Origin of the sequence: Streptomyces sp. GMY02 (assembly GCF_019056675.1) — a bacterium.
GTDB classification, from domain to species: Bacteria; Actinomycetota; Actinomycetes; order Streptomycetales; family Streptomycetaceae; genus Streptomyces; species Streptomyces odonnellii.
The window spans coordinates 2,033,990-2,057,530 of the sequence record NZ_CP077658.1 but is presented as its reverse complement, the minus strand read 5'-3'; the positions used below and the strand labels follow the sequence as shown (position 1 = coordinate 2,057,530).

Sequence of the window (23,541 nt, the reverse complement as noted above, 5' to 3'; positions counted from 1 at the left end):
GTTGTCAGTGGCAGGGGATAGCGTCTTTGACGTGAAGCGATCGACACAAGCAAATCGGGTGGAACCCATGGCAGGAACCGACCGCGAGAAGGCGCTCGACGCCGCCCTCGCACAGATTGAACGGCAATTCGGCAAGGGCGCGGTGATGCGCCTCGGCGAGCGGCCGAACGAACCGATCGAGGTCATCCCCACCGGGTCGACCGCGCTCGACGTCGCGCTGGGCGTCGGCGGTCTGCCACGCGGACGCGTGGTGGAGGTGTACGGGCCGGAGTCCTCCGGCAAGACGACCCTGACGCTGCACGCGGTGGCCAACGCGCAGCGGGCGGGCGGCGCGGTGGCCTTCGTGGACGCGGAGCACGCCCTCGACCCCGAGTACGCGAAGAAGCTCGGCGTCGACATCGACAATCTCATCCTGTCCCAGCCGGACAACGGTGAGCAGGCGCTCGAAATCGTGGACATGCTGGTCCGCTCCGGAGCGCTCGACCTCATCGTCATCGACTCCGTCGCGGCCCTGGTGCCGCGCGCGGAGATCGAGGGCGAGATGGGCGACTCGCATGTCGGTCTCCAGGCGCGGCTGATGAGCCAGGCGCTCCGGAAGATCACCAGTGCGCTCAACCAGTCCAAGACCACCGCCATCTTCATCAACCAGCTCCGCGAGAAGATCGGCGTGATGTTCGGCTCGCCGGAGACCACGACCGGTGGCCGGGCGCTCAAGTTCTATGCCTCGGTGCGCCTCGACATCCGCCGTATCGAGACGCTGAAGGACGGCACCGAGGCGGTCGGCAACCGCACCCGCGTCAAGGTCGTCAAGAACAAGGTCTCGCCGCCCTTCAAGCAGGCCGAGTTCGACATCCTCTACGGCCAGGGCATCAGCCGCGAGGGCGGTCTGATCGACATGGGCGTGGAGCACGGCTTCGTACGGAAGGCCGGCGCCTGGTACACGTACGAGGGCGATCAGCTCGGCCAGGGCAAGGAGAACGCCCGTAACTTCCTCAAGGACAACCCCGATCTCGCCAATGAGATCGAGAAGAAGATCCTGGAGAAGCTGGGCGTCGGGGTCAGGCCGGAGGCGAAGGCCGAGCCCGGCGCGGATGCCGCGGCCGCGCCCGCCAAGTCTTCCGCCCCCGCCGAGGATCCGGCGAAGCCGGCGCCCGCCACTGCCTCCAAGGCCAGGTCGGCCAAGGCGGCAGCGGCCAAGAGCTAGTCCGTACGGTGCCGTGGGAGAAGAGGCAGCGGACGGAAGAGCCGGGCGACAGCTCCGACTCGTCGAGGGCCGAGCGGGAGCTGTCGCCCCAGGACCCGGCGGAGCGGGCGCGGGCGATCTGTCTGCGCCTGCTCACCGGGACCCCCCGTACCCGCAAGCAACTGGCGGACGCGCTGGACAAGCGGGACATCCCCGACGACATCGCCGAGGAGGTCCTCTCCCGCTTCGAGGACGTGGGGCTGATCGACGACGCGGCGTTCGCGGACGCCTGGGTGGAGTCGCGGCACCACGGCAGGGGGCTCGCCCGACGCGCCCTCGCGCGGGAGCTGCGGACGAAGGGGGTGGACTCCGCGCTGATCGACGAGGCGGTCGGGCATCTGGACGCCGATCAGGAGGAGGCGACCGCCCGCGAACTGGTGGCCCGCAAGCTCCGGGCCACCCGCGGCCTGGACCGGGACAGACGGCTGCGCAGACTCGCGGGCATGCTGGCCCGCAAGGGGTACTGCGAGGGGATGGCGCTGCGGGTGGTCAGACAGGCCCTGGAAGAGGAGGGCGAGGACACCGACGGACTGGACGAGAGCTTCGACTAGGCCCTGTCCTGGGTCCTGTCCGGCCGGGCCCGCCGGTCCCGGTCGGTCCGCGCGCGGACCGGGTTCGGCGCGCGGAGCGGTTCGGCTGCCCGCCGTCCTCGGAACTCGCCCATCCCGTACGGCCGTTGACGGGCGCAACGACCGACCGGGACAGGCCAGGTCCCGAAGGCCCGGGGCGCGGGTCGGAATGTGCGGGCGAATGCCACCCGCATGGCGGTGGTCATGAGCCGCCGGCCCTGTACGTCGGCGGTGTGGGCGGCGGCCCCGTCCAGCAGTGCGGTCAGGCGCTCAGTGCGTGACCGGCAGGCCCTCGGCCTTCCAGGCCTGGAAGCCGCCGACGAGGTCGGTCGCGCGATGCAGTCCCAGTTGCCGCAGGGACACGGCAGCCAGGCTCGACGCGTACCCCTCGTTGCAGACCACCACCACGCGCAGGTCATGGCTTGTGGCCTCGGCCGCCCGGTGACTGCCCTGTGGGTCGAGCCGCCACTCCAGCTCATTGCGCTCGACGACCAGCGCCCCCGGTATCAGTCCGTCCCGCTCCCGCAGCGCCGCGTACCGGATGTCCACCAGCAGCGCGCCCTCCGCCGCGGCGTCGAAGGCCTCCCGGGGACCCATCCGGTCCAGGCCCTCCCGGACCCGTTCCAGCAGTTCGTCTATCCCCACCGGCCCGGCCCCCGCCCGCTCGGACACCACCGGCTCCGTCCCTGTCCGCTCGGTCACTGCCACTCCTCGGGGCGCTCGACATGTTCGAGACGGAGCACCGCGCCCGTGCGGCTGTAGCGACGCATCAGCGGCAGCGGCGGAAAGTACGCGTGGACGGAGATGGCGTGCTCGGCCGGGGACTCATTGCGCACCTCGTGCACATGGTGCCTGCCGAACGCGCGGCCCTCGCCCGCCGTCAGCGTCCGTTCACGGTCGACCCCCTCGGCCAGCTCCAGGGTCTTCCAGCCCTCGGTGGGCAGCCGGGCCGCCAGCGAGTCCTCCTTGAGGGTGCCCGCTGCCGTGGCGAACGCGCCGTGCGAGCCGCCGTGGTCGTGCCAGCCGGTGCCCGTGCCGGGCGGCCAGCCGATCAGCCACGCCTCGCTGCCTGCGGGGCCGTCGAGCCTGATCCAGGTGCGCCCCTCGGGATCGAGGGGGAGCGAGGCGATGAGTTCGGTGTCGGCCACCGTTCCGCGGACGAAGGCGAGCAGTTCGGCGGGGGTGGGACCGGAGCCGGCCGGTGTCGCGGTGGGGGTCCCGGCAGGGGTGGTGACCGGCGTGGGGGTACGTGCGGGAAGAGACATGGTGACCGTCCTGGAAGGTTCGCGAGCGTGTGCTGCCGCGACGAGCGCGACGAGCGAGTGAAGACGAGGGGGCGAATCAACAGGACGGACGACACACGCAGCCCGCATAGCGGACCAGGTCCATATGGACCCTCCGCCACAGGCGCACATCGGTGTCAGTCACGTTCCGGAGTACACCATGTGCGCCCGCGTCGGTCAATTGATGTTCACAGTGCGGTCGGTCGTCGGCGGCCCCGACGTCCGGGAGGAAACGGAAGGAGCGCCTCCGCGCGCCGCGTCGGCCGCCGCGTACAGATCGGCGGGGCGCACCCCGCCGAAGGCCGTGACCAGATGCCCGTCCGGCCGTACGAGCAGCACACAGTGGGCGGCGGCGCCCGGGTATGCCTCGGTGACCAGCAGCTCCGCCCGTACCGGCAGGGCCTTCACCGCGGCGGCGAGCCGGGGCATGACCCCCGCGCTCACCCAGTGCCGCCGGTCCCACACCCCGGTGCCCGGCGCGACCAGCACCACCAGGAGCCGGCCCCGCCAGAGCCGGTCCCTGAGCCGTGCGGTCGTCCCGTCCGGCGCCATGACCAGCACATCCGTGACCGGAGCCCCGGGCGGCGTGCCCACGGCCGTCTGCGCCTCGGCGTACGGAGGCGCGAGGGGGGAGTGCGGATACGAGGGCGGTGCTCCCAATGGCCCGTGCCCCAGGTGTCCGTCGGCGAGGAGCGTGTCGTGCCCGCGCGCGCCCGGCATGTACGTACGCAGTCCGCTGCCGCCACGCAGTATCGGCAGCGACTGGTCGGCGGCGCGCAGCCGGGAGGCGACGGCGGTGCGCCGTTCGGCCTGATAGCTGTCGAGCAGAGTCTCCGTCGCGCCCCGGTGCCAGTCCTCGGCGATCTTCCAGGCGAGGTTGGCGACGTCCCGCAGCCCTTCGTCGAGCCCCTGCGTGCCCACCGCGCCCAGCAGATGGGCCGCGTCCCCGGCCAGGAACGCCCTGCCGACCCGCCACCGCCTGGCGAGCCGGTGGTGCAGCGTGTAGACGCCGGTGTCGAGCAGCTCGTACGGCGGGGTCTCACCGCACCAGCCGGCCAGGGTGTCCCGTAAACGCGTCACGAGGGCGTCGGGCGTGACCAGCTCGCCGCGCGCGGGCAGCAGCCAGTCCAGCCGCCACACGCTGTCCGCGAGGGGCCTGGCCGACACCTCCTCGCCACCGCTGGGCCAGGGCGGCTGACGGTGCAGCAGTGCCTCGTCCGGCCAGGGGAGTTCGACGCGGAGCGCGGCGACGGCGTGCCGCTCCACGGCCGTGCGCCCCGGGAAGCGGATGTTGAGCAGCTTGCGGACGGTCGACCTGGCGCCGTCGCACCCCACCAGATGGCTGCCGCGCCACCAGGTCGCGCCGGGCCCGCGCGTGTGCACGGTGACGCCGCGCTCGTCCTGCTCCAGCGAGTCGAGCCGGCTGCCGGTGGCGAGCCGTACCAGCTCCTGGTCGGCGATGGCGTCCCGCAGCCCGCGCGTCAGGGCGTGCTGCGGGATGTGCAGGGGCGCGGGGGCGCCGTTCTCACCGCCGAGCGGCAGCTCCCGCATGAGCTGCTTGCGCCGCATCAGCCGCCAGCCGGTCCAGTGGGTCCCCTCGTCGCCGAGGGTCGTACAGCCGAGCCGGGCCACCAGGGCGGCGGTGTCGGGCCGCAGTATGGCGGTACGGGCGGGACGCTGCTCGTCCGCGCCCGTACCCTCGTCCAGGACGACGGCCGGGACTCCCTGCGCGGCGAGGGCCAGGGAGAGCGCGAGCCCGACGGGGCCCGCGCCGGCGACGATCACCGGGTCCACGGCGCGACCCCTCCGGCCCGTGCGGTCTTGCGGTCAAGGGCGGTAGGAGCCCGGTACGTGATCACAGAACGTATGCAACCCACTGGGGGTGCTTGCGTCAAGCGACGGCCTGAGCGGCGCGTACACCCCCTGTCCCGTCCGCCTCAGGCGCCTCCGCCGTCCGGGGTACGGCCCGGCGCACTGGCCTGTTGCACATCATCGGCGCTCAGCACGGCGCCCGTGCTCTTCTTGCCCTGGCGCAGCCGCTGCTCCAGCCATCCGGCGAAGGTCGTGAGCAGGAAGTTCAGCGCGATGTAGATCAGCGCGATGACGGTGAACGCGGCGATGGTGTTGGCACCGTAGTTCGCGGTGATGGTGCGGCCCTGCGCGAGCAGTTCGGAAAAACCGAGGAGCGCGCCACCCAGGGCGGTGTCCTTGACGATCACCACGAGCTGGCTGACCAGGGCGGGAAGCATCGCGGTGACCGCCTGCGGGAGCAGGACGTACGACATGGCCTGGCCCTTGCGCATGCCTATGGCCTTCGCCGCGTCCGTCTGGCCCCTCGGCAGGGAGAGGATGCCGGCCCGTACGATCTCGGCCATTACCGACGCGTTGTAGAGCACCAGGCCGGTGACCACGGCGTACAGGGGGCGCAGATCCGACGAGACATCGGTGAACTGCGTGTAGAGCTGGGCGGCGAACACCATCATCAGCAGTACCGGAATGGCCCGGAAGAACTCGACGACGGCACCGACCGGGACCCGGATCCAGGCGTGGTCGGAGAGCCGGCCGATACCGAGCAGCGCGCCGAGCGGCAGCGCGATCACGATGGCCAGCGCGGCGGCCCTCAGGGTCTCGCCGAGCCCCGGCAGCAGATAGGTCGTCCACACCTCGGAGTCCGTGACGAACGGGCTCCACTTCTCGGCCGCGAGCTGGTTCTTGTCGGCCATCGTGGCCAGCACCCACCAGGCGGCGAGCGCGAAGAGCCCCAGGAACACGATCGTGTAGATGATGTTGCGCCGCTTGGCGCGTACCCCGGGGGTGTCGTACAGAACGGACGTGGCACTCATCGCTTCACCGCCACTCGCTTGCTGACCCAGCCCAGGATCAGACCGGTCGGGAGAGTGAGAACGATGAATCCGAACGCGAATACCGCGAATACCGCGAAGAGCGCGCTGGTCTCGTTCTCCAACATTGTCTTCATCAGCGCCGAGGCCTCCGCGACACCGATCGCCGAGGCCACCGTGGTGTTCTTGGTCAGCGCGATCAGTACGTTGGCCAGCGGAGCCACCACGGAGCGGAACGCCTGCGGAAGGACTATCAGCGTCAGCACCTGGAAGAAGCTGAGCCCCATGGCGCGGGCCGCCTCGGCCTGGCCGACCGGCACGGTGTTGATACCGGAGCGCAGGGACTCGCAGACGAAGGTGCCGGTGTAGGCCACCAGTCCCAGGACGGCGAGCCGGAAGCCTATGCTCTTGAAGTCCTGGCCTCCGAGCGTGATCTGGAGGGTCTGGCCGAGTCCCAGTGAACAGGCCACGAGGACCAGGGTCAGGGGCGTGTTACGGACGAGATTGACGTACGCGGTACCGAAGGCACGCATCAGTGGCACAGGACTGACCCGCATCCCGGCCAGCAGCGTTCCCCATATGAGAGAACCAACTGCGGAGTAGAGGGTGAGCTGCACCGTCACCCAGAAGGCGCCGAGCAGGTCGTACTGCCCGGAATCAAGAAAGTCGAACACGATGCTCCGCGCTCTCCCCTGGTTGGCTGGTCGGTACGCGCCGCCGGGCGGGCCGGCGGCGCGTCACTCCTGTCTGGCCCGGCTGAGCCTGTCCGGCCCCGCCAGGCCGTGTCCTGGGACCTGTTCCGGAAGTCCCGTCCGCCTCAAGGGCGGACGACGCTACTTCCGGAAACGCTCTAGCTGCCTTCGGTGATCGCCGGAGCAGGCTCGTTCTTGTAGCCGGACGGGCCGAAGTTGGCGGTCACGGCCTTCTGCCAGGAGCCGTCCGACTCCATCTTCTTCAGCGCGGCGTTGATCTTGGTCTGCAGATCGGTGTCGCCCTTCTTGAGACCGATGCCGTAGTTCTCGTCGCTGAGCTTGAGGCCCGCGAGCTTGAACTTGCCCTGGTGCTCCTGCTGCGAGGCGTACCCGGCGAGGATCGAGTCGTCCGTGGTCAGCGCGTCAACGGCCTTGTTCTCCAAGCCGGTCAGGCACTCGGAGTAGCCGCCGAACTCCTGGAGGTCGGCCTTGGGGGCGAGTTCCTCCTTGACGTTCTGCGCCGAGGTGGAACCCGTCACGGAACAGAGCTTCTTGGAGTTCAGGTCCTCGGCCTTGGTGATGGAGCTGTCGTCCGAGCGGACGAGCAGGTCCTGGTGGGCGAGGAAGTACGGGCCCGCGAAGTCGACCTTCTGCTTGCGCTCGTCGTTGATCGAGTAGCTGGCGACGACGAACTTCACGTCTCCGTTGGAGATCAGGTTCTCGCGCTCGGCGCTGGGCGACTCCTTCCAGACGATGTCCTTGGCGTCGTAACCCAGTTCCTTGGCGACATAGGTGGCGACATCGACATCGAAGCCCGCGTAGGTGCCGTCCGGCTTCTTCAGACCGAGGCCGGGCTGGTCGAACTTGATACCGATGGTGATCTTCCCGCCACCGCTGTCGCCGCCGGCGTCGTCGCTGCTGTCGCCGCCGCACGCGGTGGCGGTCAGGGAGAGGACGAGAGCCGCAGCGGCGGCCGCGCTTGCCTTGTGAAGCTTCATGCGTGAACTTCCCTCGGGTGAGACGTGGACGAACGGGTTCTGCCGAACTCGGTGCCGTATGACGAGCCGTGTTCAGTGAAGTGAAGAGCCTTGTTCAGTGATGAACGGTCAGTGATGCAGGATCTTCGAGAGGAAGTCCTTGGCGCGGTCGCTTCGCGGATTGCTGAAGAACGCGTCGGGCGTGGCCTCTTCGACGATGCGGCCGTCCGCCATGAAGACGACCCGGTTCGCCGCGGAGCGCGCGAAGCCCATCTCATGGGTGACGACGACCATCGTCATACCGTCACGCGCGAGCTGCTGCATGACTTCGAGCACTTCATTGATCATCTCGGGGTCGAGCGCCGAGGTCGGCTCGTCGAAGAGCATGACCTTCGGATCCATCGCCAGCGCCCGTGCGATGGCGACGCGCTGCTGCTGGCCGCCGGAGAGCTGGGCGGGGTACTTGTCGGCCTGCGAACCGACGCCGACCCGGTCGAGCAGCCCGCGGGCCTTCTCCTCGGCGCTCTTCTTGTCCGTCTTGCGGACCTTGATCTGGCCCAGCGTCACATTCTCCAGCACCGTCTTGTGTGCGAAGAGGTTGAACGACTGGAAGACCATGCCGACATCCGCACGCAGCCGGGCCAGTTCACGGCCCTCCTGCGGCAGCGGCTTGCCGTCGATCGAGATCTCGCCCGAATCGATGGTCTCCAGGCGGTTGATGGTGCGGCACAGTGTGGACTTGCCGGACCCGGAAGGTCCGATGACGACCACGACCTCGCCACGGGCGATGGTCAGATCGATGTCCTGGAGCACATGCAGCGCGCCGAAGTGTTTGTTCACGTTGCTCAGTACGACCAGATCGCCCGTCGCGGGCACGGCGTCCTCGGCGCCCTTGGTCACTGACACTCCGCTCATCGGCTTCTTGCTCCGTCCTCCTCGGTTGGGAGGACCCTAGTCACGCCCTGCGACCAGCGTCATCACATCTGAGCTGAAATTGAGCATAACGATCCGGCTGCAACCGGACACTCCGTGTGAAGAGGGCGGTGCGGGGAGTACCGGGTGGGTAACGGAAACCTTGGCGTAACGGGAAGACTCTTGACTGGCACCGCCGCATCGGAGTGGATGCCCGGATACGTTGTGCGATCACGACCGCGAAGGGGGCCCGTGAGACTGCTGCTCGTGGAGGACGACGATCATGTCGCGGCGGCGCTGGCGGCCGTGCTCGCCAAGCACGGCTTCCAGGTCGTGCACGCCAGAAACGGCGAGGAGGCGCTCCAGGCCCTGCTGCCCGCGGCCAACGCGGGCAAGGAACCGTTCGCGGTGGTGCTGCTCGACCTCGGACTGCCCGACCAGGACGGCTACCAGGTCTGCGGGAAGATCCGGCGGATCACCTCGACCCCGGTCATCATGGTGACCGCGCGGGCCGATGTCCGCTCCCGTATCCACGGCCTCAATCTCGGGGCCGACGACTATGTGGTCAAGCCGTACGACACCGGTGAACTCCTGGCGCGTATCCACGCGGTGAGCCGGCGGCGTACGGGCGGCGAGGAGGCGGGGCCGGCGGCCGAGGCGGCCCAGCGGCTCGGGCGTCTCACGCTGGAACTGCCCACACGACGGGTCACCGTGGACGGTACGCCCGTCCAGCTCACCCGCAAGGAGTTCGATCTGCTGGCCCTGCTCGCCCAGCGGCCCGGGGTCGTCTTCGGGCGCGAGCAGATCATCAGCGAGGTGTGGCGCACCAGTTGGGAGGGTACGGGGCGGACCCTGGAGGTCCATGTGGCGTCGCTGCGCGGCAAGCTCGGTATGCCCGCGGTGATCGAGACTGTCAGGGGCGTCGGCTACCGGCTGGTCGTCCCGGCCGCGCACCAAGGACCGTAACGTCCCGTGAGTTCCCGACTGCTGCCGCTGCTCATCGTCCTCATGGCGGGTGTGCTCCTCGCGCTGGGCTTCCCGCTCGCGATGAGCCTCGCGGCCGCGCAGCAGCAGCGCGTCGTCGTCGACCGGATCGACGACACCACCCGGGTCGCGGCGCTCGCGCAGTTCGTCGCCGAGGGCCGGGCGGGCACCGACGAACGGCGCGCGCTGCTACAGGAGGAACTCGACCGCTACCACGATGTCTACGGGATCAAGGTCGGCGTTTTCTACCGTGACAACGACTTCATGGCACGCGCCCCCAGGGACTGGGCGGTGCCCGTGGAGGGGGAGGGGCGGCAGTCCTTCCAGGAAGCCCTGCTGGGCCGCCGCAGCGACGATCCCGAGCAGGTCTGGCCCTGGCAGAACAGCAGGCTCATTGTCGACTCGCCGGTGGTACGGGACGGCGACGTCGTCGCGGTCGTGGTGACCGACTCGCCCACCGGGCAGATGCGTTCGCGCATCCTCAAGGGCTGGCTGGTGATCGCCGCGGGTGAGGCGCTGGCCATGCTGCTGGCCGTGGGAGCCGCGATCCGGCTGACGGGCTGGGTGCTCAGGCCCGTACGCGTACTGGACGCCGTGACGCACGACATCGCCACCGGCCGGATGAACTCCAGGGTGGCGGCGGCCGGGGGGCCGCCCGAACTGCGGCGTCTGGCCGGCTCGTTCAACGAGATGGCCGACAACGTCGAAGAGGTGCTGGAGCAGCAGCGCGCCTTTGTCGCCGACGCCTCCCACCAGTTGCGCAATCCGCTCTCCGCCCTGCTGCTCCGCATTGAGCTGCTGGCGCTGGAACTGCCCAAGGGGAACGAGGAGATCGCCTCCGTACGGACGGAGGGCAGACGCCTGGCGCAGGTCCTGGACGATCTGCTGGACCTGGCGCTGGCGGAGCACGCGCCCGCCGATCTCCGGCTCACGGACATCGGTGAACTGACGACGGAACGGGTCGCGGCATGGCGGGCGCTGGCCGAGGAGAAGGGCGTGAGGCTGACCGAGCACCCGGCCGCGGTCACCGCCTGGGCCGACCCGACCGCGCTCTCCAGCGCCCTGGACGCGGTCATCGACAATGCCCTGAAGTTCACTCCGGCGGGTGAAGAGGTCACAGTGGTGGTCGCCCGTAATGGTGAAACGTCCACGATCTCGATCAATGACGGCGGTCCGGGGCTCACGGACGACGAGATCGCCCGGATCGGCGACCGGTTCTGGCGCAGCAACCGTCATCAGAACATCAAGGGGTCGGGTCTCGGCCTGTCCATCTCCCGGGCGCTGCTGGCGGCGGGCGGCGGCACGATCACGTACGCGCACGGCGAGCCGCGCGGGCTGCGGGTGACGCTGAGCGTTCCGCGGTCCTCTCCGACGACGTGACGCACCGGCTCCGGGCCCGATACGGACCAGGGCCTGATGTGATACGGACAGGATCTAGGGCTTGACCGAGTGGTAGTAGCGCATCGCGCCTTCGTGGAGCTCCAGCGGCGCCGTGTAGATCGCCGTCCTCAGGTCCACGAGCTGCGCCGGGTGGACCTGCTTGCCGATACGGTCCCGGCTGTCGATCACCGTACGGGTGAAGCCCTCCGTCAGCCCGGCGCCCATGCGGTCCGTGGTGACCAGCAGATTCGCCACCGCGACCGTCGGCACGGCCGCACCGTCGTTCCGCACCTCGTCATAGGCGTCGGCCGGTATCGCCGCGGAGCGGTAGTAGCGGGAGGCGGCCTCGCCCGACGCGTGGAGTCCGGCGATGAGCTCCGGCTCCAGGGGGATCAGCCGGATGTCGAAGCGCTTCGACAGCACGTCCACGGCCGCGGTGGGCAGCCCGCCCGACCAGAAGAAGGCATCCAGACGGTGGTGTTCGAGCAGGTTCGGCATGGTGTCTATGCCGGCCGGGACCGGGTTGATGTCCCGCCGCGGGTCGAGGTGCGCGGCCGTCAGGATCCGGTCCGCTATCAGCCGTACCCCGGACCCCGGCTGTCCCACGCCCACCGTCCTGCCGCGCAGCCCCGCGACGGACCGGATCGGCGAGTCCTTGGCGACGACGAGCTGCACATAGTCGTCGTACAGCCGCGCGCACCCGCGCAGCCGGTCCGCGAACGGCTTCCGGTCCTCCTGGTACTTGGCGACGGCATCGGCGGTGGCCACGGTGAAATCGGCCTTGCCGGTCGCCACCCACGCGAGGTTCTGCTGCGAGCCCTCACTGGTCTTGAGCTGTATCGAGACATCCGGCAGATCGCGGCCGAGGTCCTCCTTGAGGAGCGTTCCGTACCGCTGGTAGACCCCGCTCGGCACGCCCGTACTGAAGGTGACCGACCCCGTGGGCGACGCCGGCCCGAAGGGCACCAGCCACCAGAGCAGCAGCCCGAGCACCACCAACGCGGCGGCGCCCTGGAGGACGCGGCCACGGCCGATACGGGACAGCGCCGCGAACATGCCGCGATCCTGCCAGCTCACCACCCGCGAAGACCAGGCCCGGTTGTCGCCGCGGCCCGCTGACGGCGCCCGGCCGCTGTCGCGCACAAGCCAGAGGCGCCGGTCCGGAGGGACCCCGTACTCTGGTGGGCGAGATGAGCGCGAAGACCTACGAGGTGCGCACCTACGGGTGCCAGATGAATGTCCACGACTCAGAGCGGCTGTCGGGCCTGCTGGAGGGAGCCGGGTACGTCCGGGCGCCCGAGGGCTCCGACGGGGACGCCGATGTCGTCGTCTTCAACACCTGCGCGGTGCGGGAGAACGCCGACAACAAGCTGTACGGCAATCTCGGCCGGCTCGCCCCCATGAAGACCAGGCGGCCCGGGATGCAGATCGCCGTCGGCGGCTGTCTGGCGCAGAAGGACCGCGACACCATCGTGCGGCGGGCGCCCTGGGTCGATGTCGTCTTCGGGACGCACAACATCGGCAAACTGCCCGTCCTTCTGGAGCGCGCGCGGATCCAGGAAGAGGCACAGGTCGAGATCGCCGAGTCGCTGGAGGCGTTCCCCTCCACGCTGCCGACCCGCCGCGAGTCCGCCTATGCCGCGTGGGTCTCCATCTCCGTGGGCTGCAACAACACCTGCACCTTCTGCATCGTCCCGGCGCTGCGCGGCAAGGAGAAGGACCGCCGCCCCGGCGACATCCTGGCCGAGATCGAGGCACTGGTCTCCGAAGGCGTCTCCGAGATCACGCTGCTCGGCCAGAACGTCAACGCGTACGGTTCCGACATCGGCGACCGCGAGGCGTTCTCGAAGCTGCTGCGGGCCTGCGGGACCGTCGAAGGCCTGGAGCGGGTCCGCTTCACCTCACCGCATCCGCGCGACTTCACGGACGATGTGATCGCGGCGATGGCCGAGACGCCCAATGTGATGCCGCAGCTCCACATGCCGCTCCAGTCCGGCTCGGACACCGTGCTGCGGGCGATGCGCCGCTCGTACCGGCAGGACCGTTACCTCGGCATCATCGGCAAGGTGCGCGCCGCCATCCCGCACGCCGCCATCTCCACCGACATCATTGTGGGCTTCCCCGGCGAGACCGAGGACGACTTCGAGCAGACCATGCGGGTGGTGCGCGAGGCGCGCTTCGCGCAGGCATTCACCTTCCAGTACTCGAAGCGCCCCGGGACCCCGGCCGCCGAGATGGACGGGCAGATCCCCAAGGACGTGGTCCAGGACCGCTATATGCGGCTGTCCGCCCTCCAGGAGGAGATCTCCTGGGAGGAGAACAAGAAGCAGGTCGGCAGGACGCTGGAGGTCATGGTCGCCGAGGGCGAGGGCCGCAAGGACGGCGCCACCCACCGGCTCTCCGGACGTGCCCGCGACAACCGGCTCGTGCACTTCACCAAGCCGGACGCGGAAGTGCGCCCCGGCGACGTGGTGACCGTCGGGATCACCTACGCCGCTCCGCACCATCTGCTCGCCGAGGGGCCGACCCGGGAGGTACGGCGTACCCGCGCCGGGGACGCCTGGGAGCGGCGCAACGCCGCCGAGGCCGCGAAGCCGGCGGGGGTGCTGCTGGGGCTGCCCACGGTCGGTGTACCGGCTCCGCTGCCCGCGGCGACGGGCGGATGCGCCGCCGGCTGACGGCCGGCTCCGGGGCGCGGCGCCCGCGTTAGGGTTCGATCATGCTGGTCGCCGCTGCCGTCTGCCCCTGTCCACCGCTGCTCGTGCCGGAGGTGGCCGCGTCGGCGGCTCCGGAACTGGACGAGGCGCGTGCGGCGTGCGAGGACGCGCTGGGGGTGCTGGCGGCGGCGCGGCCCGATCTGCTGGTCGTCGTGGGGCCTGCGGGGCAGGAGGGCCTGGGTGAGTATCCGGAGGGCGCGGCCGGCTCGTTCCGGGGGTTCGGGGTGGTCCGTGATGTCGTACTGGGCGGGGCGCGCGCCGGAGCGGATGTACGGGCGGACACCGCGGCGCGCGCCGGAGCGGGCGCCGGGCGCTCCGAGGGCGGCGACGCCCAACCCGAGCTGCCGACATCGCTCGCGGTCGCGGCCTGGCTCCTGGAACGTGTCCGCTGGTCCGCCGCCCCGGTCTCGGGGCTCGGCGTCGGCGAGTCTCTCGCCACTGACCGGTGTGTCCAGGCGGGCAAGGAGATCGCGGCCCGCTCCGGCCGGGTGGCCCTGCTGGTGATGGGCGACGGCAGTGCCTGCCGCACGCTCAAGGCGCCCGGATATCTGGACGAGCGGGCGGCCGGCTTCGACGAGGCTGTGGCACGGGCCCTGGCGGCGGCCGATACGGCGGCGCTGAGGGCGCTGGACGCGGAGCTGGCGTACGACCTCAAGGCCGCGGGCCGCGCGCCCTGGCAGCTCCTCGCCGGCGCCGCCGACGACGCGGGTCTGAGCGGTGAGCTGCTGTATGACGCCGCCCCCTACGGCGTCGGATACTTCGTCGCGGCCTGGACGTAAGGCCCGGCCGCTGCTCGTGGGCGGCTCGTAGGCGCGGCCGGCGTCAGGCAGGCCCGGACCCCGGTCGTGGGCCGGGACGCCGATGGCGGGTCCGGAACGCCGGTCGTGGGTCCGGACGCCGGTCGTGGGGATCCGGTCGAAGCCGGCCCGGAAACGCGGCGGCCGCGCGGTGCCCGGAGGCGCCGCGCGGCCGTCCACAGCCGTTGCCGAGGATCAGGAGGCGGGCGGTGGCGTTGGCGGGGTGCTGCCGTCGTCCTTGTGGGTGAGCCGGCCCAGGGCGTCCTTCGCCTTGCCCGTCCCCGCGTCGATCTTGTCGCTGTACTTGCCCTTGGTCTTCTGATCGACCGTACGGGCGGCCTTCTCCAGCCCGTGCTCGATCTTCCCTCCGTGCTGCTGCGCGAAGTCCGAGACCTTGTCCCTGGCCGGAGCGATTCTGGCCTTCAACGTATCCATGAAGCCCATGGCCCACCTTCCCTCGGAGGAGTCAACGGCCTAGCCGCGGGTGCTCTTCCCGGCCTCGTTGTCCGCCGCTGCCTCCGCCGACTGCTGCTTGGGGATCTCCACGCCCTCCGCGGCCGGCGCCTCGGTCCTGTCGCTCTCGGCCGGCCCGGCCCCCGCCGCTCCGGTCTCCTTCGCCCCGACCTCGGCCCCGTCCCGCACGGCGTCCCGACCCGTGAAACCGGCGGCATCGGCCGTCGGAGTGGCGGCCTCTGCCTCCTCGGTTGACGCCACGGACGCGGCTGCTGACTTCCGGCGAAGCCGTGAAAACACACCCATATCTTCTCCATAGAATACTCGTGAGGGTGAAATTCCGCGCCGGACGGGTGCGCCCGTCCGGGATGCGGGAGCGCCGTACGGAAAACCGGCTGCGAAACCCTCGCAACAGGCAACGAACCCGGCCGCGTGCCGTCACGTAACTCGTTCGGGTAGGGGCCTTCGAGTTTGCAAGACTGGGGCGGTGAGAAGCGCAGCTACCGCACCGCGGGTCATCGCCGTCGTCGGTCCCACCGCGGCCGGCAAGTCCGATCTGGGCGTCCATCTCGCCCGGCAACTCGACGGTGAGGTCGTCAACGCCGACTCCATGCAGCTCTACCGCGGAATGGACATCGGAACCGCCAAGCTGACGGCGGGCGAGCGCGCCGGTGTCCCGCACCGCCTCCTGGACATCTGGGACGTCACCGAGACGGCCAGCGTCGCCGAGTACCAGAGGCTGGCCAGGGCCGAGATCGACCGGCTGCTGGCGGCGGGCCGTACCCCCGTCCTGGTGGGCGGCTCGGGGCTGTACGTACGGGGAGCCATTGACGCCCTCGACTTTCCCGGCACCGACCCCGAGGTGCGCGCCAGGCTGGAGAAGGAGCTGACCACGCGCGGCTCGGGCGCCCTGCACGCCCGGCTCTCCGCCGCCGACCCCCAGGCCGGCCGCGCGATCCTGCCCAGCAACGGCCGCCGTATCGTCCGGGCGCTGGAGGTCATCGAGATCACCGGCAAGCCCTTCACCGCCAATCTCCCCGGCCATGACGCCGTCTACGACACCGTCCAGATCGGCGTCGATGTCGCCCGGCCCGAGCTGGACATCCGCATCGCACAGCGGGTGGACCGGATGTGGGAGGCCGGACTCGTGGACGAGGTGCGCACCCTGGAGCGCCAGGGGCTGCGCCGGGGACGTACCGCCTCGCGCGCGCTCGGCTACCAGCAGGTGCTCGCGGCGCTCGCGGGGGAGTGCACCGACGAAGAGGCGCGCGCCGAGACCGTACGCGCCACCAAACGCTTCGCGCGCCGCCAGGATTCATGGTTCCGCCGCGACTCACGGGTGCACTGGCTGGGCGGCGGAACGGAGCAGCGGGAGGAACTCCCGCACCGGGCGCTGGCGTTGGTCGAACGAGCGGTCACAGCCTGATCACGTGATGGCATCGGGACGCTCCGCTCGTGCGTGCGGTCCCTCCGGGCGTGCCATCATCGAGCATCGATCGACCATCGGGCATCGATCGGCCAGTGGAGTCCGAATGGGGAGGGCGCGTGGCGATGGAGGCCGGCCCTCGTGACAGAGAACCAACCGTACCGGACACGCGGAACGACGCTCCGGGACTGAGTCCCGACGGGCCGGAAGAGCAGACCGTGACGGCCGAGGTCGAGGTCGAGCTGCGGCCCCAGCGACGGCTGCGGATCTGGCAGCTCGCGCCCATCGTGGGGCTCGCGGCGATCGGTTCCCTGATGTTCGCGTTCCCCCTCGCCTTCGGCACCGGGGACGGCGGGGCGGTTGTCGCCATGCTGGGACTCCTGATCAGTTGCTGCGCCGCGGGCTGGGGCATGATGGCCGCCAGCCGGGTCGGCCACACCTGGCCGGGGCTGCCGTCCCGAGCCTCCGGGGAACGGCCCGACTGGCGGGTCATCGCCCTGTACGTGACCGTGGCCGCCGCACTGGTCGCCCTCGCCGTCTGGCGGGTCGCCCGGCTGCGCTGACCACGGCGCAGGACCGGCGGGGCCGGGGCGCCGGGCCGGTGCGGGGACGTGGGAGATCCCGTCGGCCGCGGAGCGGCGGCCCTTGTCGGTGGCTGCTCGTACGATGGGCCCGTGAGCACCTCGCAGACCACTCCGATCGCCTTCCTCAAGGGCCATGGGACCGAGAACGACTTCGTGATCGTCCCCGACCCGGACAACACCGTCGACCTGCCCGCCAGGGCCGTCGCCGCCCTGTGCGACCGCCGGGCCGGCATAGGCGCCGACGGGCTGCTCCATGTCGTACGGTCCGCCGCGCACCCCGAGGCACACGACATGGCGGCCGAGGCCGAGTGGTTCATGGACTACCGCAACGCAGACGGATCGGTCGCCGAGATGTGCGGCAATGGCGTCCGCGTCTTCGCCCGCTATCTCCAGCGCGCGGGACTGGTGGAGGCGGGCGATCTGGCCGTGGCGACCCGCGCCGGGGTGAAGCGGGCGCACCTCGCCAAGGGCACGGGCCCGGCCGGAGGTCCCGCGAGGGACGGCGACATCACGGTCCACATGGGGCGCGCCGTGCTCCCCGAGCAGGGCGTCACGGTCACTGTCGGCGGCCGTGCCTGGCCCGCCCGTAACGTCAACATGGGCAATCCGCACGCGGTCGCGTTCGTCGACGACCTCGCGCACGCGGGCGCTCTGCTCACCGAGCCACCGGTCAGCCCCTCGTCCGTCTACCCGGACGGTGTCAATGTCGAATTCGTCGTCTCCCGCGGCCCGCGCCATGTCGCCATGCGGGTGCACGAACGCGGCTCGGGTGAGACCCGCTCCTGCGGTACGGGCGCCTGCGCCGTGGCCGTGGCCGCCGCCCGCAGGGACGGCGCCGACCCGGCCGTGACCGGCGCCCCCGTCACGTACACCGTGGATCTCCCCGGCGGGCGGCTGCTCATCACGGAACGGCCGGACGGAGGGATCGAGATGACCGGGCCGGCCGTGATCGTCGCGGAGGGACACATCGACCCGCACTGGCTCGCGACCGTCCAGGGCTAGGGCTTTCCGTGACCGGGGTTTCCGTGACCTGGAGCTTCGGGGGCCCGGGGCGTCCGTGAGGTTCGCTGGGGCTTCGCTCGAATGGGTGATCCGTTTCACGCCGGGCGGGAGCGGGACTGCTCCACGTGGTGGGCTCGGTAGCATCAAGCACCGGCCCGGAGGGCGTTCCCGTTCTTCGCACCGCCGGTCGAAGCTGCCCGGAGGCGCCCATGAGTGCAGAGGCCACCAGCCCTGGTGCCCACAGTCGCAGACGCGGCCTTCCCCGGATCGACCTCCGTCGGCTCGGCAGGGCCGCGTTACTGGGACCCGCCTCCAGGGACCGGCTGCCGGACGCCATGGGCCATGTCGCGGACGCGCACCGCGCGCACCACCCGGACGCCGACCTCTCCGTACTGCGCAAGGCGTATGTCCTCGCGGAGAGTTCGCACCGCGGACAGTTCCGCAAGAGCGGCGAGCCCTACATCACGCATCCGCTGGCCGTCACCCTGATCCTCGCCGAACTGGGCGCCGAGACCACGACGTTGACCGCCTCGCTCCTCCACGACACCGTCGAGGACACCGAGGTGACGCTCGACCAGGTGCGCGCCGGGTTCGGCGACGAGGTCTGCTATCTGGTCGACGGCGTGACCAAGCTGGAGAAGGTCGACTACGGCGCCGCCGCCGAGCCGGAGACCTTCCGGAAGATGCTCGTCGCCACTGGCAACGATGTCCGGGTGATGTCGATCAAGCTCGCCGACCGGCTGCACAACATGCGCACCCTCGGGGTGATGCGCCCGGAGAAGCAGGCCCGTATCGCCAAGGTCACCCGGGACGTGCTCATCCCGCTCGCCGAACGGCTCGGCGTCCAGGCGCTCAAGACCGAGCTGGAGGATCTGGTCTTCGCGATCCTCCATCCCGAGGAGTACGCCCACACCCGCGCCCTGATCGCGGAGAACGCCACCACGGGCGATGCCCTCGCGGCCATCTCCGAGGACGTCAGACGCGTGCTGCGGGAGGCGGGCATCGCCGCCGAAGTACTCGTACGGCCACGGCACTTCGTCTCCGTACACCGGTCCAGGCTCAAACGCGGCGAGCTGCGCGGCACGGACTTCGGCAGGCTGCTGGTGCTGGTCGGTGAGGACGCGGACTGTTACGCGGTGCTGGGCGAGCTGCACACCTGCTTCACCCCGGTGATCTCCGAGTTCAAGGACTTCATCGCCGCGCCCAAGTTCAATCTGTACCAGTCGCTCCACACGGCCGTCGCGGGCCCGGACGGCGCGGTCGCCGAAGTCCTCATCCGTACGCACCAGATGCACAAGGTCGCCGAGGCCGGAGTCGTCGCGCTCGGCAATCCGTACGCGTCGGTCGACGGTCCGGGACCGGCGGACGGTACGGGGCCGGGGGCGGGCGCGGAGACCCAGGACGGCGAGCGGACCGACCCGACCAGACCCGGCTGGCTCTCCCGGCTACTGGAGTGGCAGCAGGCCGCACCCGACCCGGACACCTTCTGGACGACGCTCCGCGCGGACCTCGCCCAGGACCGGGAGATCACGGTCTTCCGCGCCGAGGGCGGGCTCCTCGGGCTGCCGGCCGGGGCGACCTGTGTGGACGCCGCGTACGCGCAGTACGGCGAGGCCGCGCACCGCTGTCTGGGGGCCAGGGTCAACGGGCGTCTGGCGCCGCTGAGCACGGTCCTGAGCGACGGCGACACGGTCCAGCTCCTGCTGGCCCAGGACGCGGCCTCCGGACCCTCTCCCGAGTGGCTGGACCATGCCCGTACCGCCGCCGCCAGGATCGCCATCACCGGATGGCTGGCCGCGCACCCCGAAGCGGTGCGGCCGCCCGATGCCGCGCCCCGCGCCTCCCACGCCCCCACCGCGGACCGGCGCTCCACCGCCAATGCCGTGGTGGACCTGCCGGGAGCGACCGTACGGCTGGCCGGCTGCTGCACCCCCGTACCACCCGACGCCGTCACCGGCTTCCCGGTCCGCGGCGGTGTGGTCAGGGTCCACCGGCAGGAGTGCCGGGCGGTGGACCGGATGCGGGCACTGGACCGCGAGCCGGTCGCGGTGAGTTGGGGGGACGCCTCGGAGTGCACGGTCACGCTGTACGTCGAGTCCTTCGGGCGGCCCCGGCTGCTCGCCGATCTCACGGAGACGATCGCCACGGCGGGCGCGGCGATCGTCTCGGCCACCGTGGAGCCGCCCAGCGAACAGCGCGTACGGCACACCTACACCCTCGAACTGCCCGACGCGGCGGGCCTGTCCGCCCTGATGCGCGCGATGCGCGATGTGCCGGGGGTGTACGACGTGAGCCGCGCCCAGCATCCGGCGACCGCCTGAAGCGGGCCCTCGTCAACCGCGCGACAGCACGGCATCCGGCGGGCTTCCGCGCTCCGACCTGCCCCTTTCGGGTGGGTACGGAGCGCGCCGCCGGACGGGTGAGGGCAGGCGCTGATAGCCGTACACCATGCCGTTCATCTCTCGCCGACTGCGCGCCGCCCTGCTGGCCGCCGCTGCCTCGGCCACCCTCGTCGCCGCGACACTGCCCCCGCCCGAGCCTCTCGGTATCGGCGACCCCCTCTTCCCGTATCTCGGCAACCCCGGTTACGACGTGACCGCCTATGACCTCGCCTTCACCTACGGCGGCGACAACACCAAGCCGCTGGACGCCGTCACCAGGATCGACGCCCTGACGACCGAGCGGCTGGAACGCGTCAACCTCGACTTCACCCAGGGCAGAGTCCGCTCGGTCGAGGTCAACGGCACCCCCGCGAGGTTCGCGACAGCCGGGGAGGACCTGGTGGTCACTCCGCGGGGCGCGATCGACGCGGGCGCGCGGATGCGGATCACCGTTCATCACACCAGTGAGACGGACGGCAAGGACGGCGGCTGGCTGCGCACCACCGACGGACTGGCGATGGCCAACCAGGCCGATGCCGCGCGCCGTGTGTTCCCGAGCAACGACCACCCCGCCGACAAGGCCTACTTCACCTTCCGTATCACCACGCCCGAGCGGCTGACCGCGGTGGCCAACGGACTCCCCGTGGCGAAGACCCGCCACGGCGGAACCACGATCTGGACCTACCGCACCCACCACCCCATGGCCACGGAACTCGCACAGGTCTCGATCGGGAACTCGGCCGTGGTCCATCGTGAGGGGCCGCACGGACTGCCCGTACGGGATGTGGTGCCGGCCGCCGACCGCGCGAAACTGGAGCGCTGGCTCGCCAAGACGCCCGGTCACCTTCGCTGGATGGAGCGCGAGGTGGGGCCGTACCCCTTCGAGACGTACGGCATGCTGATCGCCGGCGCGGACACGGGCTTCGAGCTGGAGACACAGACCCTCACGCTGTTCGAGCGCTCCCTGTTCACCCGTCCGGAGTACCCCGAGTGGTACGTCGACTCGATCATGGTCCATGAGCTGGCCCATCACTGGTTCGGGAACAGCGTCTCGCCGCGCACCTGGTCGGACCTCTGGCTGAACGAGGGCCACGCGACCTGGTACGAGGCGCGGTACGCGGAGGAGCACGCCAAGAAGTCACTGGAGACGCGGATGCGCAACGCGTACCGCAACTCCGACCGCTGGCGGTCGGCCGGCGGACCTCCCGCCGCCCCGGAACCGCCGACCCCGGGCCAGCCGATCAGTCTCTTCCGGCCGGTCGTGTACGACGGCAGCGCCCTGGTCCTCTACGCGCTGCGGCAGCGGATCGGCCACGCCGCGTTCCAGCGGCTGGAACGGGACTGGGTACGGATCCACCGGGACGGGACGGCCACCACGGCGGACTTCACCGCGCTGGCCTCACGGATCTCCGGGCGCGATCTCTCGGGATTCTTCAAGGAGTGGCTGTACGGGCGGACGACCCCGCCGATGCCGGGTCACCCGGACTGGCGGACCGACCCCGGTGACCGTGATCCGGCACGGGACGCGCGGCACCGCCCGGGAGCCGCCGCCGTGCCGCCCGGTGTGGCGCGGTCCCGCGACGGAGCGTGAGAGCGGGCGGGAGAGCCGGGGCGCAAACACGAGTGACGGCCGGGCGGAACCGTGTCACCATCGAGATGTCGGCGGCGCCGGGAATCATTCCGGATCGTCACGCGTTGTGACAACAGCGGTCGGCATTCGACGGCCTTCCATGCGACGTAAGGATCCAATGACCTCCTCTTCTTCCCCTTCCCAGGACACGCAGAGCTTCGCGAACCACCGCACGGACAGCCTCCGGGCCGATGCCCTGATGGAAGAGGATGTCGCCTGGAGCTTCGAGATCGACGGCGAGCGGGACGGCGACCAGTTCGACCGCTCCGACCGCGCCGCGCTACGGCGTGTGGCGGGTCTCTCCACCGAGCTGGAGGACGTCACCGAGGTCGAGTACCGGCAGCTCCGCCTTGAGCGGGTCGTGCTGGTCGGCGTGTGGACCACGGGCACCGTGGGGGAGGCGGAGAACTCCCTCGCCGAGCTGGCGGCCCTCGCCGAGACTGCGGGCGCGCTGGTGCTCGACGGAGTGATCCAGCGGCGGGACAAGCCCGATCCGGCCACCTATATCGGCTCCGGCAAGGCCCAGGAGCTGCGGGACCTGGTGCTGGACAGCGGCGCCGACACCGTGGTGTGCGACGGAGAGCTGAGCCCCGGCCAGCTCATCCACCTCGAAGATGTCGTCAAGGTCAAGGTCGTCGACCGTACGGCCCTGATCCTGGACATCTTCGCCCAGCACGCCAAGTCCCGTGAGGGCAAGGCACAGGTCGCGCTGGCCCAGATGCAGTACATGCTGCCGAGGCTGCGCGGCTGGGGTCAGTCGCTGTCCCGGCAGATGGGTGGCGGCGGCGGTGGCGGTATGGCCACCCGAGGCCCCGGTGAGACCAAGATCGAGACGGACCGGCGGCGGATCCGCGAGAAGATGGCGAAGATGCGCCGGGAGATCGCGGAGATGAAGACCGGCCGCGAGATCAAGCGCCAGGAGCGGCGGCGCCACCGGGTGCCGTCGGTCGCCATCGCCGGATACACCAACGCGGGCAAGTCCTCGCTGCTCAACCGGCTCACGGGCGCGGGCGTGCTCGTGGAGAACGCGCTGTTCGCGACCCTCGACCCGACCGTGCGCCGGGCCGAGACCCCCAGCGGCCGGGTCTACACGCTGGCCGACACCGTCGGATTCGTCCGGCATCTGCCGCACCACCTCGTCGAGGCGTTCCGCTCCACCATGGAGGAGGTCGGTGACTCCGATCTGATCCTGCATGTGGTGGACGGCTCGCACCCGGCGCCGGAGGAGCAGATCGCGGCGGTGCGCGAGGTGATCCGCGATGTGGGCGCCGTGAACGTACGCGAGGTCGTGGTGATCAACAAGGCCGATGCGGCCGATCCGCTGGTCCTCCAGCGTCTGATGCGCATGGAGCGGCACGCGATCGCCGTCTCGGCGCGTACGGGCACCGGAATCGGCGAGCTGCTCGCGCTGATCGACGCCGAACTGCCCCGGCCCGAGGTCGAGGTGGAGGTCCTCCTGCCGTACACGGAGGGCGGACTGGTCTCGCGGGTGCATGCCGAGGGCGAGGTGCTCTCCGAGGAGCACACCCCCGAGGGCACGGTGCTCAAGGCCCGGGTCCATGAGGAGCTGGCGGCGGCGCTCGCGCCGTATGTGCCGGTGGCACGCTGACCGTACGGACCTTGCGTCCTGTGCGCACATGGGCCGATGGCCCGCCCCCTCGCGGTGAGGGG

General features: G+C 70.7%; 22 protein-coding genes and 1 pseudogene. 12 read left to right on the top strand and 11 right to left on the bottom strand.

The genetic code is table 11. From position 1 onward, the window contains the following. The first annotated feature begins 67 nt into the window (after positions 1-67). Positions 68-1,204: a recombinase RecA gene (gene recA, locus KQY30_RS08530; RefSeq protein WP_217306325.1), complete on the top strand. Its 1,137-nt coding sequence runs from the start codon at positions 68-70 to the stop codon at positions 1,202-1,204. Next, positions 1,105-1,794 (top strand): annotated as a pseudogene (recX, locus tag KQY30_RS08525) (recombination regulator RecX); the annotation flags it as partial. The gene recA and the pseudogene recX, both read left to right, overlap by 100 nt. 288 nt (positions 1,795-2,082) lie before the next feature. Here the strand turns inward: recX and KQY30_RS08520 are convergent. The 8 genes from KQY30_RS08520 to KQY30_RS08490 form a co-directional block, all read right to left on the bottom strand. Next, the gene (locus KQY30_RS08520; RefSeq protein WP_254407022.1) at positions 2,083-2,514 is read right to left on the bottom strand and encodes a rhodanese-like domain-containing protein; all 432 of its coding nucleotides are present in this window, start codon (positions 2,512-2,514) and stop codon (positions 2,083-2,085) included. Then, positions 2,511-3,077 carry a cysteine dioxygenase family protein gene (locus KQY30_RS08515; RefSeq protein WP_217306324.1) on the bottom strand — a complete coding sequence of 189 codons (567 nt, stop codon included), beginning with the start codon at positions 3,075-3,077 and terminating at the stop codon, positions 2,511-2,513. The genes KQY30_RS08520 and KQY30_RS08515 overlap by 4 nt, the downstream gene beginning before the upstream one ends. Before the next feature lie 76 nt (positions 3,078-3,153). Continuing rightward, the gene (locus KQY30_RS37380) at positions 3,154-3,225 is read right to left on the bottom strand and encodes a putative leader peptide (RefSeq protein WP_309544753.1); all 72 of its coding nucleotides are present in this window, start codon (positions 3,223-3,225) and stop codon (positions 3,154-3,156) included. Positions 3,226-3,272: 47 nt separating this feature from the next. Then, complete coding sequence (locus tag KQY30_RS08510; protein WP_217306323.1) at positions 3,273-4,889, bottom strand: FAD-dependent monooxygenase; 1,617 nt, start codon at positions 4,887-4,889, stop codon at positions 3,273-3,275. A gap of 143 nt (positions 4,890-5,032) precedes the next feature. Beyond that, positions 5,033-5,938: an amino acid ABC transporter permease gene (locus KQY30_RS08505; RefSeq protein WP_217306322.1), complete on the bottom strand. Its 906-nt coding sequence runs from the start codon at positions 5,936-5,938 to the stop codon at positions 5,033-5,035. Continuing rightward, a complete protein-coding gene (locus KQY30_RS08500; RefSeq protein WP_217306321.1) occupies positions 5,935-6,609 on the bottom strand; it encodes an amino acid ABC transporter permease in 675 nt (224 codons plus the stop codon). Before KQY30_RS08500 ends, KQY30_RS08505 begins: the two co-directional genes overlap by 4 nt. Positions 6,610-6,785: 176 nt before the next feature. Then, a complete protein-coding gene (locus KQY30_RS08495) occupies positions 6,786-7,625 on the bottom strand; it encodes a glutamate ABC transporter substrate-binding protein (RefSeq protein ID WP_217306320.1) in 840 nt (279 codons plus the stop codon). A 108-nt stretch (positions 7,626-7,733) separates the two neighbouring features. Next, a complete protein-coding gene (locus KQY30_RS08490) occupies positions 7,734-8,519 on the bottom strand; it encodes an amino acid ABC transporter ATP-binding protein (RefSeq protein ID WP_217306319.1) in 786 nt (261 codons plus the stop codon). A gap of 249 nt (positions 8,520-8,768) precedes the next feature. On the opposite strand from KQY30_RS08490, the gene KQY30_RS08485 reads away from it, so the two are divergent. Beyond that, the gene (locus tag KQY30_RS08485; protein WP_217306318.1) at positions 8,769-9,482 is read left to right on the top strand and encodes a response regulator transcription factor; all 714 of its coding nucleotides are present in this window, start codon (positions 8,769-8,771) and stop codon (positions 9,480-9,482) included. A gap of 6 nt (positions 9,483-9,488) precedes the next feature. Next, on the top strand, positions 9,489-10,880 hold the full coding sequence (locus tag KQY30_RS08480; RefSeq protein WP_217306317.1) for a HAMP domain-containing sensor histidine kinase: 1,392 nt from the start codon (positions 9,489-9,491) through the stop codon (positions 10,878-10,880). A 54-nt stretch (positions 10,881-10,934) separates the two neighbouring features. Here KQY30_RS08480 and KQY30_RS08475 read toward each other — a convergent pair whose 3' ends face one another. Continuing rightward, positions 10,935-11,936, bottom strand: a complete 1,002-nt coding sequence (locus KQY30_RS08475) for a TAXI family TRAP transporter solute-binding subunit (RefSeq protein ID WP_217306316.1) — start codon at positions 11,934-11,936, stop codon at positions 10,935-10,937. Between the two features lie 134 nt (positions 11,937-12,070). Here KQY30_RS08475 and miaB point away from each other — a divergent pair, with 134 nt between their 5' ends. Beyond that, positions 12,071-13,558, top strand: coding sequence for a tRNA (N6-isopentenyl adenosine(37)-C2)-methylthiotransferase MiaB (gene miaB / locus KQY30_RS08470; protein WP_217306315.1), 1,488 nt, complete (start codon positions 12,071-12,073; stop codon positions 13,556-13,558). Between the two features lie 41 nt (positions 13,559-13,599). Further along, positions 13,600-14,376, top strand: a complete 777-nt coding sequence (locus KQY30_RS08465; RefSeq protein WP_217306314.1) for a class III extradiol dioxygenase subunit B-like domain-containing protein — start codon at positions 13,600-13,602, stop codon at positions 14,374-14,376. 213 nt (positions 14,377-14,589) lie between these two features. On the opposite strand, the gene KQY30_RS08460 is transcribed toward KQY30_RS08465, so the two are convergent. Continuing rightward, positions 14,590-14,838: an antitoxin gene (locus KQY30_RS08460; RefSeq protein WP_217306313.1), complete on the bottom strand. Its 249-nt coding sequence runs from the start codon at positions 14,836-14,838 to the stop codon at positions 14,590-14,592. Positions 14,839-14,868: 30 nt separating this feature from the next. Continuing rightward, positions 14,869-15,108 (bottom strand): gliding motility protein, encoded by a 240-nt coding sequence (locus KQY30_RS08455; RefSeq protein WP_254407021.1) that lies wholly within the window; start codon positions 15,106-15,108, stop codon positions 14,869-14,871. 226 nt (positions 15,109-15,334) lie between these two features. Here KQY30_RS08455 and miaA point away from each other — a divergent pair, with 226 nt between their 5' ends. The 6 genes from miaA to hflX all read left to right on the top strand — a co-directional run bounded on the left by miaA (position 15,335) and on the right by hflX (position 23,479). Next, entirely contained in the window at positions 15,335-16,273 is a 939-nt protein-coding gene (gene miaA / locus KQY30_RS08450; protein ID WP_217306311.1) for a tRNA (adenosine(37)-N6)-dimethylallyltransferase MiaA, read from the top strand. Between the two features lie 125 nt (positions 16,274-16,398). Continuing rightward, positions 16,399-16,836: a hypothetical protein gene (locus KQY30_RS08445; protein WP_217310885.1), complete on the top strand. Its 438-nt coding sequence runs from the start codon at positions 16,399-16,401 to the stop codon at positions 16,834-16,836. Positions 16,837-16,947: 111 nt separating this feature from the next. Continuing rightward, positions 16,948-17,859 (top strand): diaminopimelate epimerase, encoded by a 912-nt coding sequence (gene dapF, locus KQY30_RS08440; RefSeq protein ID WP_217306310.1) that lies wholly within the window; start codon positions 16,948-16,950, stop codon positions 17,857-17,859. Positions 17,860-18,068: 209 nt separating this feature from the next. Continuing rightward, entirely contained in the window at positions 18,069-20,180 is a 2,112-nt protein-coding gene (locus KQY30_RS08435; protein ID WP_217306309.1) for a bifunctional (p)ppGpp synthetase/guanosine-3',5'-bis(diphosphate) 3'-pyrophosphohydrolase, read from the top strand. Between the two features lie 127 nt (positions 20,181-20,307). Then, complete coding sequence (locus KQY30_RS08430) at positions 20,308-21,831, top strand: M1 family metallopeptidase (RefSeq protein WP_217306308.1); 1,524 nt, start codon at positions 20,308-20,310, stop codon at positions 21,829-21,831. A gap of 157 nt (positions 21,832-21,988) precedes the next feature. Next, entirely contained in the window at positions 21,989-23,479 is a 1,491-nt protein-coding gene (hflX, locus tag KQY30_RS08425) for a GTPase HflX (protein ID WP_217306307.1), read from the top strand. Positions 23,480-23,541: the final 62 nt, after the last annotated feature.